14 protein-coding genes are annotated in these 12,798 nt (G+C 74.5%); 10 read left to right on the plus strand and 4 right to left on the minus strand.

Translation table 11 applies throughout. The annotated features are described in order from the left end of the window. The first annotated feature begins 3 nt into the window (after nucleotides 1-3). Nucleotides 4-849, plus strand: coding sequence for a LysR family transcriptional regulator (locus ABZS66_RS30970; protein WP_354763802.1), 846 nt, complete (start codon nucleotides 4-6; stop codon nucleotides 847-849). On the opposite strand, the gene ABZS66_RS30975 is transcribed toward ABZS66_RS30970, so the two are convergent. Then, nucleotides 830-1,624 (minus strand): SDR family oxidoreductase, encoded by a 795-nt coding sequence (locus tag ABZS66_RS30975; protein WP_354763804.1) that lies wholly within the window; start codon nucleotides 1,622-1,624, stop codon nucleotides 830-832. The two genes, ABZS66_RS30970 and ABZS66_RS30975, sit on opposite strands and share 20 nt — an antisense overlap. Before the next feature lie 83 nt (nucleotides 1,625-1,707). Here ABZS66_RS30975 and ABZS66_RS30980 point away from each other — a divergent pair, with 83 nt between their 5' ends. Genes ABZS66_RS30980 through ABZS66_RS30990 form a run of 3 tightly spaced genes read left to right on the plus strand, consistent with a single transcriptional unit; the run spans nucleotide 1,708 to nucleotide 4,710 of the window. Continuing rightward, nucleotides 1,708-2,823 carry an acyltransferase gene (locus tag ABZS66_RS30980; RefSeq protein WP_354763806.1) on the plus strand — a complete coding sequence of 372 codons (1,116 nt, stop codon included), beginning with the start codon at nucleotides 1,708-1,710 and terminating at the stop codon, nucleotides 2,821-2,823. Then, a complete protein-coding gene (locus ABZS66_RS30985) occupies nucleotides 2,820-3,791 on the plus strand; it encodes an alpha/beta hydrolase (RefSeq protein ID WP_354763808.1) in 972 nt (323 codons plus the stop codon). Before ABZS66_RS30980 ends, ABZS66_RS30985 begins: the two co-directional genes overlap by 4 nt. 4 nt (nucleotides 3,792-3,795) lie before the next feature. Beyond that, a complete protein-coding gene (locus tag ABZS66_RS30990; protein ID WP_354763810.1) occupies nucleotides 3,796-4,710 on the plus strand; it encodes a fructosamine kinase family protein in 915 nt (304 codons plus the stop codon). 5 nt (nucleotides 4,711-4,715) lie between these two features. On the opposite strand, the gene ABZS66_RS30995 is transcribed toward ABZS66_RS30990, so the two are convergent. Further along, entirely contained in the window at nucleotides 4,716-5,228 is a 513-nt protein-coding gene (locus ABZS66_RS30995) for a hypothetical protein (protein WP_354763812.1), read from the minus strand. A gap of 224 nt (nucleotides 5,229-5,452) precedes the next feature. Here ABZS66_RS30995 and ABZS66_RS31000 point away from each other — a divergent pair, with 224 nt between their 5' ends. The 6 genes from ABZS66_RS31000 (at nucleotide 5,453) to ABZS66_RS31025 (ending at nucleotide 11,694) form a co-directional block, all read left to right on the plus strand. Beyond that, entirely contained in the window at nucleotides 5,453-6,802 is a 1,350-nt protein-coding gene (locus tag ABZS66_RS31000) for a hypothetical protein (protein WP_354763814.1), read from the plus strand. A gap of 236 nt (nucleotides 6,803-7,038) precedes the next feature. Next, the gene (locus tag ABZS66_RS31005) at nucleotides 7,039-7,383 is read left to right on the plus strand and encodes an RNA polymerase-binding protein RbpA (protein WP_190257344.1); all 345 of its coding nucleotides are present in this window, start codon (nucleotides 7,039-7,041) and stop codon (nucleotides 7,381-7,383) included. A gap of 97 nt (nucleotides 7,384-7,480) precedes the next feature. Continuing rightward, nucleotides 7,481-8,350: a pentapeptide repeat-containing protein gene (locus tag ABZS66_RS31010; protein ID WP_354763816.1), complete on the plus strand. Its 870-nt coding sequence runs from the start codon at nucleotides 7,481-7,483 to the stop codon at nucleotides 8,348-8,350. Between the two features lie 62 nt (nucleotides 8,351-8,412). After that, a complete protein-coding gene (locus ABZS66_RS31015) occupies nucleotides 8,413-9,639 on the plus strand; it encodes an MFS transporter (protein WP_354763818.1) in 1,227 nt (408 codons plus the stop codon). A gap of 111 nt (nucleotides 9,640-9,750) precedes the next feature. Beyond that, a complete protein-coding gene (locus ABZS66_RS31020; RefSeq protein WP_354763820.1) occupies nucleotides 9,751-11,373 on the plus strand; it encodes a M6 family metalloprotease domain-containing protein in 1,623 nt (540 codons plus the stop codon). 12 nt (nucleotides 11,374-11,385) lie between these two features. Then, the gene (locus ABZS66_RS31025; protein ID WP_354763822.1) at nucleotides 11,386-11,694 is read left to right on the plus strand and encodes a hypothetical protein; all 309 of its coding nucleotides are present in this window, start codon (nucleotides 11,386-11,388) and stop codon (nucleotides 11,692-11,694) included. A gap of 9 nt (nucleotides 11,695-11,703) precedes the next feature. Here the strand turns inward: ABZS66_RS31025 and ABZS66_RS31030 are convergent, their stop codons facing one another. Together ABZS66_RS31030 and ABZS66_RS31035 are read right to left on the minus strand one after the other, a co-directional pair. After that, the gene (locus ABZS66_RS31030; protein ID WP_354763824.1) at nucleotides 11,704-12,186 is read right to left on the minus strand and encodes a GNAT family N-acetyltransferase; all 483 of its coding nucleotides are present in this window, start codon (nucleotides 12,184-12,186) and stop codon (nucleotides 11,704-11,706) included. 49 nt (nucleotides 12,187-12,235) lie between these two features. Then, on the minus strand, nucleotides 12,236-12,793 hold the full coding sequence (locus tag ABZS66_RS31035; protein WP_354763826.1) for a hypothetical protein: 558 nt from the start codon (nucleotides 12,791-12,793) through the stop codon (nucleotides 12,236-12,238). Nucleotides 12,794-12,798: the final 5 nt, after the last annotated feature.

Genomic DNA, 12,798 nt, shown 5'->3' on the forward strand with positions numbered 1-12,798 from the left:
GGGGTGGACACCCGCCGCCTGCGCTATCTGGTCGAGCTGTCGAACCGGGGCTCGATGCGCCTCGTCGCCGAGGCGTTGCACGTCACCACGTCGACCGTGTCGCAGCAGCTCGCCCTGCTCGCGAAGGAGGCCGGCGCCCCGCTCGTCGAGCCCGACGGCCGCCGGGTGCGGCTCACCCCGGCCGGCCGGCGCCTGGCCGAGCACGCGGTCACGATCCTCGCCGCGGTCGACGCGGCCCGCCTCGACCTGGCCCCCGGCGCCGAACCGGCCGGCACCGTGCGGGTCGCCGGGTTCGCGACCGCGATCCGCCGGGCGCTGCTGCCGATGGTCGCCGAGCTGTCCGGCCGGCATCCGCGGGTGCGGCTGCTCATCAACGAGCACGAGCCGGCCGAGTCGTACGCGCTGCTCGCCGCCGACGACGTCGACCTGGCCCTCACCTACGCCTACAACCTGGCGCCCGTCACGTTCGACGCGTCCGTCGACGTGGTGCCGCTGTGGACGACGCTGTGGGGCGTCGGCGTGCCCGACGACTTCCGCGGGCTCGGCTCGCACGACTGGATCGTCAACTCCCGCAACACCGCCGACGAGACCGTGGTGCGGGCCCTGGCCGCGCTCGGCGGGTTCGAGGCGCGCATCGCGCACCGGGCCGACAGCCTCGAGCTGGTGCAGGACCTGATCGTCGCCGGGCTCGGCGTCGGGCTGCTGCCGGCGCTGCTGCCGCTGCAGCCCGGGGTACACCTGATGCCATTGGAGTCACCGCAGGTGACGATGCAGGTCTATGCGGTGACGCGCCGGGGCCGGTCCGGGTGGCCGCCGCTCGCCGCGGTGCTCAGGCTGCTGCGGCCATGAACTCGTGCGCGCCGCGCAGCCTGGTGCGCAGCAGCGCCCTCGCCCGGTCGGTGGTGAGCCGCACGTCGGTCGGGCGGCCCGGCCCGGCCTCGGCGGCCCGGACCGTCGACGGGTCGAGGCCGTCTCTGCGGGCGACGAGGATTCCCAGGTGGTACCGGCTGATCGCGTCGTCGCCGGCCAGGTTGAGCACGCCCGCGTAGCCGGTGCCGGCCAGCTCGACGAGGGCGCCGGCGAGGTCGTCGACGTGGACCGGCTTGCGGATCTCGTCGGTGAACAGCGTGGCGCCGGCGTGGGTGAGCCGTTCGTGGCCGCCCTCCCCGTGACCGATGATCAGCGATGTCCGCACGATCGCCGCGTGCGGGGCGATGGCCTTCACGGCGGTCTCGGCGGCGGCCTTCGACGCCCCGTACCGGTTGACTGGGTCGGGCAGGGCATCCTCGTCGTACTCGCCTTCGCAGCCGCTGAACAGGGCGTCGCTGGAGACGTGGACGAGGCGGCGGCCCTGCGCGGCGACGGCGATGTTGGCGGCGCCGTCCGCGTTGGCGGTCCAGTCGTTGCGGTCGCGCCCGGCGGCGGTGTGGATAACAATGTCCGGGTTGATGCTTTTTACGGCGTGTATTGTCGCGGCGCGGTCGCGGATGTCGAGCCGCTCGGTGGCGTGTTCGCCGGGCGCGCGCAGGTAGGTGCCGACGACGGTCCAGCCCTGCGCCGCCGCGTGGATGGCGACCCGCCGGCCGAGGTGGCCGGTCGCCCCGGTGATCATCACTCTGGTCATGGTTTCCGTAGTACCGCAGAGCTACGTGAAGATGGCTCCCGGGCGTGACGATTTGCGGCCCCCACCTTCGTAGCGTGGCCGGCATGTCGTTGGTTTCCGCCATCTCGATCTCGTCCAGGACGCCGCCGCAGCGGGACCGGGCGCTCGACGCCCTGCGCGGCCTGGCGATCGCGGGCGTGGTCCTGGGCCACTGGCTGGTGACGGCGCTCGTCGCCGGCGGCGGCACGGTGTCCGGGGCGAGCCCGTTGCAGCGGCTCCCGGCGCTGGCGCCGGTGACGTGGCTGCTGCAGACCCTGGCCGTGTTCTTCTTCGTCGGTGGCGTGCTCGCCGGGCGTGCCTCCATCGGGTCGTACCGGACCTGGTTACGCACCCGTCTGTCGCGCCTCTTCCGGCCGGTGGCGGCGCTGCTGGCGGTGTGGTCCCTGGTGGCCGCGCTGCTGCCGACGTTCGGCCTCGACGACCACGCCGTGCACACGGTGGTGCAGCTGGTGCTGTCGCCGCTGTGGTTCCTGCTGGTGTTCGCGGCGCTGACGGCGGCGACGCCGCTGGTCGCGCGGCTGCACCCGGGGTGGCCGCTGCTGGTGGTGGCGCTGGTCGACGCGGGCCGGTTCGGGCTGGGCCTGCCGGGCTGGACCGGCTGGATCAACCTGGCCGCGGGCTGGTTGGTGCCGTACTGCCTGGGTGCCCGCTTCGGCACCGGTTCCCGGCCGGTCGGGTGGGTGCTGGTCACCGGTGGTGGGCTGGCGGCGGCCGGGCTGGTGCACTGGGGCGGCTATCCGGCGTCGATGGTCGGCGTGCCCGGCGAGGGCCTGTCGAACCTGAACCCGCCGACCCTGGCCGCGGTGACGTTCGGCCTGGCCCAGTGCGGCGCGGCGATGCTGCTGCTCGGCCCGCTGCGGCGGGTGCTGCGCCGCCCGGCGGTGTGGGCGGCGGTGGCGCTGCTGAACCTGTCGGCGATGACGGTGTTCCTGTGGCACCAGACGGCGCTGCTGGCGGTGACGGGCACCGCGCACGTCCTCGCGGGCCGGGCGCTGCCGGGCCTGCACACGCCGCCGGACGGCCTGGCGTGGCTGGTGGCGCGGGTCGGGTGGCTGCCGGTGTTCGCCGTCGCGCTGCTGGGGTGCTGGGCGCTGTTCCACCGGTACGAGCGCCCGCCGGCCCGCGACGAACGCCCGGTTCTGGCAAGCTCACGGGGGTGATCGAGGAGTTCGACGTGATCCTGCCGGACGGGCGGACCCTGCACGGCTACGACAGCGGCACGGGCGCCCTGGCGGTCGTGTGGCACCACGGCACGCCGAACCTCGGCGCGCCGCCTGCGCCGCTGTTCGAGGCGGCGGCCCGGCTCGGCATCCGCTGGCTGTCGTTCGACCGCCCGTCGTACGGCCCGTCGACCCCGCTCCCGGGCCGCACGATCGCGACGGCGGCCGCGTTCACGGCGGCGGTGGCCGACGCGCGGGGCGTGGGCCGCTTCGCGGTGCTGGGCCACTCGGGCGGCGGCTCCCACGCCCTGGCCTGCGCGGCGCTGCTCCCGGGGCGGGTGACCGCGGCCGCGGCCATCGCGCCGGTCGCCCCGTTCGACCCGTTCCGCCTGCCCGACCCTGCCTCGCCGTCCGGTGCCGGTTCCCCGCGGCCGGCCCGGCGTCCCTCCTCGTCCGCCGCCTCCGGTGCTCCCCGGCCGGCCGAACCTTCCTCCACCGGCGCCTCCCGCTCCGGGCCGGACATCGCGCCGGGCTGGTTCGCGGGGATGGCTGCCGGTGGGGTGGCCGCGCTGTCCGCCGCGGTCGAGGGGCGGGAGGCCCGGCGGCTGTTCGCGGAGACCGACGAGGGGGACCCGTCGGCGTTCACGGAGGCGGACCTGGCGATGTTCGACGGGCCGTGGGGCTGGTTCGGCGGGATCGTCGAGGCGGCCCTCGCGGGCGGCCCGGACGGGCAGGTGGACGACGACGTCGCGTACGTGACCCCGTGGGGGTGCGACCCCGCCACCATCCGCTGCCCGGTGCTGCTCGTCCACGGCGCGGCCGACCGGATGGTGCCCGCGTCGCACAGCGCCTGGCTGGCGGGCCGCATCCCGGGCGCGGAACTGCGGGAGCGGCCCGGCGACGGGCACATCTCGGTGCTCACGGCGGCGCCCGACGCGCTGCGGTGGCTCGCCGCCCGGTTCGACTGAGGTGGTGGGTCATCGGCTCGTCCGGCCCGCGGTGGTGCGGGCCGTCGAGGCGGCGGCGTCGGCCCGGCTCGGGCGGCCGTGGACGGCGACCGGGTTCACCGACCTCGACGAGCGGGCCTCGCACCCGGCGGGGATCTTCCGCGGTGCGCCGTTCTCGGTGTTCGCGAAGTTCGGTACGGATGTCGCGCAGTTCACGGCCGAGGTGCGTGGGCTGACGCTGCTGGCGGAGCGGGCCGGCGTGGCCACACCGGCGCCGGTCGGCGACGGTGTCGTCCCGGTCGACGGTGGGGCGTTGCTGCTGCTGGAGGCGGTGCCCGAGGTACCGCCGGAGCAACGGTCGACGGCGCAGTGGGAATCGATCGGGCTGGCTCTGGCGGCCCTGCACGGCGTGGGCGGGGAGCGGTTCGGGCTCGAGTTCGACGGCTACTTCGGGCCGTTGCCGCAGGACAACACGCCGTCCTCAACGTGGGAGTCGTTCTATGCCCAGCGTCGGCTGCTGCCGCGGCTCACGTCGGCGGTCGACTCCGGCCGGCTGCCGGCCGACCTGGCTGCCGGGGTGGAGCGGGTCGCGGCGCGGCTGCCGTTGCTGTGCGGGCCGCCGCCGCGGCCGGCGCTGCTGCACGGCGACGCCCAGCAGAACAACTTCCTGACGTCGCCGTCGGGGGCGGTGCTGCTGGACGTCGCCCCGTACTACGGGCATCCGGAGCTCGACCTGGCCCTGCTGGACTACTTCGCGCCGGTCCCGCCGGTGGTCTTCGACGCGTACCGGTCCGTCGCCGGGCTTGCTCCCGGGTTCGGCGGACGCCGGGAGCTGTGGCGGCTGTTCGCGTACCTGGCGGTGATCACCGTCGACGGCGGCTCCGCGTTCGGCTGTTCGTTCCTGCCGCGGATCGCGGAGGCGGTCGCCCGCTACGGCTGATCGGGTCAGTCGCAGCGCGAGTCGGCGTAGGTCGCGAAGTCCTCGGGCGTGTGGAACGTCGCGACGTACCGTTTGCCGTCCCACTGCTTCGTGAGGATCGTGTCGCGCCCGGCCCGGCCGCGCAGCTCGCCGATCCGGAACGGGAAGTCGTCTACGGCGGCGTCGTTGCTGTTCCAGGCGCGCAGGTCGTACAGCTGGTCGTCGTCGAGCGCGGCCGGTGCCCGCCTGGTCTGCCAGCCGCCGGCGGGTGCGAGCAGCACGACGTCCTCGGCGGTGCGGGTGTCCGGCCCGGCGGGCCGGTCGAGCTCGACCACCTCGTCGGTGACGCCTCCGTCGCCGCCTTTGTACAGCACGATCGTGTCGGCGCCGGGTTTGCCCGGGCACCAGTCGAGGATCCCGACGAGTTGCCCGTCGGCGTCGACCCGGACTCCGGCGATGCCTTCGACGGCCGCGCTGCAGCCGGTGAGCCCGGCCAGCGCCAGCGCGGAGATGACGACGATTGCCCCCGTGCGTCGCATGGCTCCAGCGTCGCGCCCGCCGGTCACGGCGCCGTCGCGGCAGCGGAACGATCCCACGGCGTCACTGTTCGTCCCGGCGGCGGCTTGTCGTGGCCCTGCCGCGCATAACAGTCATTATGGTGTATCCACTTATGGTTGGATTATCGAATTATCGGTAATGAAAATTCGGCAACTTCGGCGTGTCGTGCGGCTGGAGATGTTCGCGGACGCCTACGCTCTCGGGCGTGACGTCGTCCCGGATCGATGTACGGATACCCAGTGACGAGCCCGCCGAAGAGCGGCCGTGCGCGTACTGCGGCCGACCCGTCCCGCAGCGCAACGCGGCCGGGCGGCCGTTCCGGTACTGCCGCGACAACGACGGCGAGTGCCAGCGCAACGCCCGCAACGCGCGGATGCGGCAGCGCTCCTCCCCCGGCCTGGCCGGCCAGGTCGCGCGGGCGTTCGAGGTCGCCGAGCGCCTGGATCAGGTCGTGGAGACGCTCGTCGAGGCGCTGCACGAGGAGCTGTCGCCGGCCGGCGTGGAGCGGCGGATCGCGGAGACCCGCGCGGAAGCGGCGAACGACCTCGTCGCCGCCCACGCCCAGCGGGACGACGCACGGGAGCAGCTGACCGCGTCGCGGGCGGCCCTGGCGGCCGAGCGGCGCCGGGCCGTGGACGCGGAGGCCGCCACGGCGCAGGCCACCGCCGACGCCGACGAGGCCGTGACGGCGGCCCAGACCCGGGCGGCGGCGGCCGAGACGTTCGCGGAGCGCCGGGCCGCCGAGGTCGCGGCCGAAGCGGCCCGCGAGATCGAGGCGGCGCAGACAGCAGCGGCAACCGAGGCCGAGGCGGTTCGAACCGGGGCGGCCCGCGAGATCGAGGCCGCCCGGGCGGAGGCGGCGGCGGAGATCGAGACGACCCGCACGGCGGCCACAGCAGCGGTCGACGCGGCCCGGGACGCAGCCGCGGCCGGAATGGAAGCCGCCCGGGCCGAAGCCGCTGCCGAGGTGCAGGCGGCCCGGGACGAGGCGCGGCGCGAGGTCGACAGCATGGCGGCGGTCGTGCGGGCCGCCGAAGCGCAGGCGCGCGACGCCGAGTCGGCGGCCCAGGACGCGGCCGCCCGGGCCGGTGCCGTCGAGGAGCGGGCCGGGCATGCGGTCGCGGCGGCGCAGGAGGCGGCGCGGCAGATCGACGCGGCGCTCGCCGCCGCCATCGTCGAGCGGGACACCGCGCGGCGGGAGGCGGCGACCGAGGGGGCGCTGCGGGCGGAGGCGTACCGGGAGCGGGACACCGCCCGGGACGCGGCCGGGGCGGCGCTGCGGGAACGCGACGCCGCGCTCGCCGCGGTGCAGAAGAGCGCCCGGGAGCGGGCCGAGGTCGAGAACCGGCTGCAGCGGCGGCTCGATGCCGAAGGGGCGCGGGCGGCGGCGGCCGAGGCCGGGCTCATCGCGGCGCGGGAGGAGCTGACCCGGCTGCGGGCGGAGGTGGATCGGGTGAACGGGTGGGCGGATGATCTGCGCGGGCAGGTGATCCGGCTCACTGAGGCCGTCACCCGGCTCAGCGTGTCGGGAACCGGGCGCGACCCGGCCGGGTGAGTAGGGTCAGTTGTGCGGGTGACCTGCCGAAACTACGTTGGGTGAGACTCGCCACGATTTCGGCAAACTGGTCGATCATGGAAACCCAACGTAAAATCAGGGTACCGACCCGGCGACTCCCCTACCGCTGTCCCGGGGAGGTCGTGTAATCTGCCCGCCCGCAGTGGGAATCGTCAAACCACTCGGCGTCGTTGGTTACAGCGAAGCGCAACACGATTCGAAGGGGAAGACCAACCATGGGCGAGCGCATGCTGCGCGGCAGCCGTCTCGGAGCCGTCAGCTACGAGTCCGACCGCAACACCGAGCTGGCTCCGCGTCAGACCCGTGAATACCTGTGCGCCAAGGGGCATCAGTTCGAGGTGCCGTTCGCTGTCGACGCCGAGGTCCCGATGACCTGGGAGTGCAAGTTCGACGGCTCCGTGGCCCGGCTGGTTGACGGCAGCGAGCCGGAGCAGAAGAAGGCCAAGCCCCCGCGCACCCACTGGGACATGCTGCTCGAGCGCCGTTCGATCGCGGAGCTCGAGGACATCCTCAACGAGCGCCTGGAAGAGGTTCGCCTCCGCCGCGGCCGCTCGGCCTGACGCAGCACCGCAGCATCCGCCATCAACACGCGCAGGGCCCCGGCGACCACCACCCGGTCGCCGGGGCCTTTTGCGGCAGTACCCCGTGGAGGAACCCGTGGCCGAACGGCTCAAGGCCGACTGCAGCCGCTGTTTCGGCCTGTGCTGCGTGGCGCCCGCGTTCGCCCGGTCCAGTGACTTCGCGATCGACAAGCCGGCCGGCCACGCATGCCCGAACCTCGGCGCCGGCTTCGGCTGCGGCATCCACACCACCCTGCGGGAGCGCGGGTTCGTGGGCTGCACGGTGTACGACTGTTTCGGCGCCGGCCAGCACGTGGCGCAGGTGACGTTCGCCGGCCGTGACTGGCGCACGGACCCGTCCTCGGCCGCGCCGATGTTCGCCGCCTTCACGGTGATGCGGCAGCTGCACGAGCTTCTCTGGTACCTCGGGGAAGCCCGCTCCCTCCCCGTCCCCGCGCCGCTGGCCGCCGCCCTGGACGGCGCGCTGGCCGAGACGGACACGCTGACGGCCCTGGATGCCCCGACATTGGCGGCGGTCGACGTGGAGACGCACCGGCAGCGCTGCGTGCCGCTGCTGCGCGAGGCGAGCGAGGCGGCCCGCGCCGGGTACCGCGCCGCGCCCCTCCCGCTGGACCTGATGGGCGCGGACCTGCGCGGGGCGGACCTGCGCGGCGCCGCGCTGCGGGGCGCGCTGCTGGTCGGTGCGGACCTGCGCCGCGCGGACCTGCGGGCCGCCGACGTGATCGGCGCCGACCTGCGCGGCGCGGACGTGCGGGACGCCCGCCTCGACGGTGCGCTGTTCCTCATCCAGTCCCAGCTCGACGCGTCCCGCGGCGACGCCGCGACAACGATCCCGCCCCGCCTGACCCGCCCGGCCCACTGGACGCCACCGCCGCCGCCCGACCCCGCGGCGTCCAGGGCGGCCGAAGCACCAGGGAAGCGGGCCACTCGCCCCCGGCGCCGCTGACACCGCGCGGCCGGCGGAAATCGGAAGGAGTCGACGGCCGTGCGTCCGTTACCGTGGGGCCGGTGTTCGGTCCCCTTGCCCGGCTGCTGACGGCCGCGACCCTCGCCCGCACGGCCGACTCGGGTGGGGCGGTGGTGGCGGTCCTGGCCTCGGTCCACGCGTACGGCGGCCCGGCCCGCGGCGCGCTCGCGATGGCCGCGCTGCTGGTGCCGCAGCTGGCCGCGGGACCGTTCGTGGGGCTGATCACCGACCGGGCCCGCAATCCGCGGCTGGTGCACGCCGGGTTCGCGGGCGTGTTCGGTGTCGCGCTCGGCGGGGTGCTGCTGCTGCTCGGCCGTGCCCCGATGCCGCTGGTCCTCGTCCTGGCGCTGGTGGCCGGGTGTTGCGGGCCGATGGTGTTCGGCGGGCTGTCGAGCCGGCTCGACGACGTGGTCCCCGCCGAGCGGCTGACCCGGGCGCGGGGGCTGGACGCGGCGACGTACAACGTGGCGGAGATCGCCGGGCCGGCCGTCGCGGCGGGGCTGGTGGCGTGGGCCGGGGTGGCACCGGCCGCCGTGGTGCTCGCGGGGGCGGGCGTGGCGGCCGCTGTACTGCTGCTGAGTGTGGGCGGTAAACCGCACCGGACGCGGGAGGCACGGTTCGTCGACGACCTGCGCGACGGGTTCCGGGCCGTGGTCGTGGACCGGGTGCTGCGGGCCGTGACCGTGGCGACCGTGTTCCAGGCGTTCGGGCTGGGCATCCTGACGCCGGTGGCGGTGCTGCTGGGTGCCGGCGCCGGCCACGCCGCCGGCGGCGGGCTGCTCGTGACGGCGCTGGGGGTCGGGGCGCTGGCGGGGTCGCTGCTGGTGGCGCGGCACCCGCCGCGGTGGCCGGCGCACCGGGTGGTGCTCGGGTGTCTCGCGGCGTGCGGTGCGGCGCTGGCGGCGGTGCCGTTCACGTCGTCGTGGCCGGTGCTGGTCGGGTTGTTCGCCGTCGCCGGGTTCTTCGACGGTCCGCTCCTGGCGTCGGTACTGCAGGTCCGCGCGGCCCAGGCCCCGCCACACACCCGCACGCAGGTGTTCACGCTGGGCGCCGGGTTGAAGCTGACCGGCGCGGCGGTGGGCGCGGCGTCGTTCTCGCTGTTCGCGGACGCACCGGTCGCGGTCGTGGCGGCGGTCCTGGCCGGCAGCCAGCTGGTGGCCGCCGCGGTCGGCGCCGTGCTGCTGGCGGCCCGGCCGGTGCGGAACGCCGGGACGCAACGTCACGGTCGGCGCGGGGCAGCGTCGGGATCGGACGTGCCGGTGCGGTGAGCACCTCCATCGTCGCCGGGGGTGAACGTCGCGCCGTCGTCCGAAGAGTCCCCGACAGCCTGCACGTTTCGCGTTAGCCTGCGGTTGTCCGTCCTTCTGAGGGGAACCATCATGGCCGACCGCCTTGCTCACCGGGCCGCCGCTGTCGCCGTCTGGTCCGACTTCTGCGCCGTGTCCCCCAGCCCGGAACTGCGTGAGCGGCTCCAGGAAGACCTGCAGCGCATCCGCGGCGCCTCGCCGCTCGGCAGCCAGCTCGTCGTGGGCGGCACTCCGCGCCACCTCGGGTTCGACGACGGCACGATCATCCCTCCCGACGAGTTCCCGGTCGGCACGCCGCGCGCCGCCATCGCCGCCGCGGCCGCCGAGCGCGCGCCGCTCACCGGCACCGTGCGCGTCGTTGTCGTCCTCGCCGACTTCGGCGACAAGGAGATGACGAGCAGCGAGCAGCACTTCGAGGACATGTTCTTCTCGATCGGTGTGCTGCCGCACGGCAGTGTCCGCGAGTACTTCCGAGAAGTGACGCACGGTCTGGTCGACATCGTCGGCGAGGTCGTCGGGCCCGTCCGGCTGCCGAAGAAACTCTCCTGGTACGCGAACGACAACTTCGGCATCGGCCGACCGTCCGGACAGCCCCGGGCGCACCTCATGGCCCAGGACGCCGCCATGACCGCCGACCCCCAGATCAACTACGCGCCGTACGACAACGACGGGAACGGGTTCGTCGACGCCTTCATCATCGTGCACGCGGGACCCGGCGGCGAAGTCACCGGCAACCCCGGGGACATCTGGTCGCACAAGTGGACCCTGCCGAGCGCCTACAACGCGGACGGCGCGCGCATCTTCGCCTATCTCACCATCCCCGAGGACGCCAGAATCGGTGTCTGCGCCCACGAGCTGGGACATCTGCTGTTCGGCTTCCCCGACCTGTACGACACCGACGGCTCTTCGGAGGGCGTCGGCAACTGGTGCCTGATGGGCAGCGGTTCATGGGGCGGCGGCGGCGACGTGCCGACGCACCCGTCGGCCTGGTGCAAGGTCGATCAGGGCTGGGCGACGGTGGCCAACGTCGCCGGCTCCACGACACTGTCCATCCCCGACGTGAAACACAGCTTCCGCGTGCACCGGCTGTGGACCGGCGGGCTGCCAGGCAGCGAGTACTTCCTCGTCGAGAACCGCCAGCGCACCGGCTACGACGCGGCGCTGCCCGGCGCCGGGCTGCTGATCTGGCACATCGACGAGAACCAGCCGGACAACACCGACGAGTCTCACTACCTGGTGGGACTCGTGCAGGCCGACAACCAGCGGGACCTCGAGTGGTCGGCGAACCGCGGCGACCCCGGCGACGCCTACCCCGGAAGCACCGCGAACCCCGTCTTCACTGCGACGAGCACCCCCGGTTCGCACTCGTACGCAGGCGCCCCGACCGGCGTCTCCATCACCGGCATCTCCGCGTCCGCCCCCACGATGACGGCCACCGTCGCGGTCTCCGTGCCCGGACCGGTCCATCTGCCGATCGCCGCCGCCGCGCGGGCCAGGGTCGACGGCGAGGTCGGGCTGGCCGAGCTGATTCCCGCCCTGCACGCGCGGGTCGAGGCGCTGGAACAGGTCGTGGCCGGCGATGCGCGCAGGTCCGCCGAGCCGGTCCTCGACGGCGGCCAGCGGCCGGAGCGCAACGGTGCGCCAGGAGGCCCGGAGTCCGCGGTGAGCGTCGGCCACGCCTACCGGCGGCCGTAGGACGCCACAGCCATGGTGCAGGCGGTCGAGAACCTCACTGCGCTGACCACCCGCCTGGTCACGACGGGTCCGCATCCGCGGCTGGAGGGCTGGGACCGCTCGGCCGTCGACGTACTGCACGCGCAGCCGGTCACCGGCTGCGCCGACCTGCTCTCCCGGTACGTCGGGCAGCGTCTCGAACTCGCCGTACCGAGCCGGCTCGTGGCGGGTCTGGCCCCGGGCACCGTCATCCGCCTGCGGGCCAGACTGACCGCAGGCGAGGCGATGGCCGAGCAGCGACCGCCTCCAGGCACCTTCGTGACGCAGCCGCCGCCTCCGTAGCCGCAGGCCCTACCGACCGGACAAACCGGGCAGGTGCCGGACCAGGACCGTCCCGCCGACGGTGAACGGCTCCCGGTCGGTGACCGCGAACCCGCACCGCAGGTACGCCGTCATCGCCGCGTCGTTGCCGGCGGCGACCTCCAGCTCGACGGCCGCTGACCCGTACTCGCCGGCCCAGCCGACGACGGCGTCGACGAGCGCCGCGGCGACCCGCCGGCCCCGCGCCTCAGGCGCGACCCACATGCTGATCAGGTGGGTGATGTCGGGTTCGGCGGCGCTGACCCAGGACCCGGCGATGCCGAGCGGGACACCGCCGGCGCCGAACGCGCAGAAGTACGCGCCGGGATGCGGCCAGTCCCGCCACTCAAGCTCGGAGCGGTGCTCCTCCCGCGCGTACGTACTCGCGAACGCCGATGGGCTGTCCTTGAGCGCGGCGAGGCGCAGGTCCCGTTTGAGCTGCCAGTCGTCGCCGTTGAGGGGTCGCACGTCCACGGGTGGACCTTGCCAATTCGCCCGCCGGGCCGCAACCGGGATATCGGCGTCAGGTGATGGCCCGGTCCGTGTCGAGCTGCTGCAGGACCGGCCCGACGAGGTCGCCGAGGTCACGGACGAGGACGGTGACGGCCCGTTCGGCGGCGGCGGCGATGTCCTCGGCGCTGTCGGTGCGCTCGGGCGCGACGGGCAGCCCGTCCAGGGGCAGCGGCGCCTCGACGAGCAGGGTGGCCCGCAGGTGCGGGTGGCGGCTGAGGTCCCGGTCGGCGGGCTGGACGAACTGCCCGAACAGTTCCGGCCAGCCGCGCCAGCCGCGGTCACGCCACCAGGACCGGTTGGTGGTCAGCTCGGCCGGCAGGGGTGAGACGAGCTCGACGCGGGCGGTGAGGCCACCGTCGAACGGGTTGCGGCTGCAGGTGGCGGTGAGGACGCGCCGGTGCCAGCGCACGTAGCCGGGGTCGAGGACGGGCGGGGTGGCGAGGATCCAGGCGGCGCACGCGAACGAGACGGGTGCGATGTCGCCGAGGGCCTCGGCGAACAGGCCCACGCCGGTGTGGACGCGCTGCCGATACCGGTCGTGGTCGCGGTCGACCCAGAACGTCTTCACCGCTC

Origin of the sequence: Dactylosporangium sp. NPDC005572, from assembly GCF_040605515.1 — a bacterium.
Lineage (GTDB): Bacteria > Actinomycetota > Actinomycetes > Mycobacteriales > Micromonosporaceae > Dactylosporangium.

Excerpts from the sequence above, each read along its gene's own strand:
- ABZS66_RS31020 (WP_354763820.1), top strand. The coding sequence starts at position 9,751 with ATGGCCGACCGCCTTGCTCACCGGGCCGCCGCTGTCGCCGTCTGGTCC.
- ABZS66_RS30980 (WP_354763806.1), top strand. The coding sequence starts at position 1,708 with ATGTCGTTGGTTTCCGCCATCTCGATCTCGTCCAGGACGCCGCCGCAG.
- ABZS66_RS30995 (WP_354763812.1), bottom strand. The coding sequence starts at position 5,228 with ATGCGACGCACGGGGGCAATCGTCGTCATCTCCGCGCTGGCGCTGGCC.
- ABZS66_RS30975 (WP_354763804.1), bottom strand. The coding sequence starts at position 1,624 with ATGACCAGAGTGATGATCACCGGGGCGACCGGCCACCTCGGCCGGCGG.
- ABZS66_RS31025 (WP_354763822.1), top strand. The coding sequence starts at position 11,386 with ATGGTGCAGGCGGTCGAGAACCTCACTGCGCTGACCACCCGCCTGGTC.
- ABZS66_RS31005 (WP_190257344.1), top strand. The coding sequence starts at position 7,039 with ATGGGCGAGCGCATGCTGCGCGGCAGCCGTCTCGGAGCCGTCAGCTAC.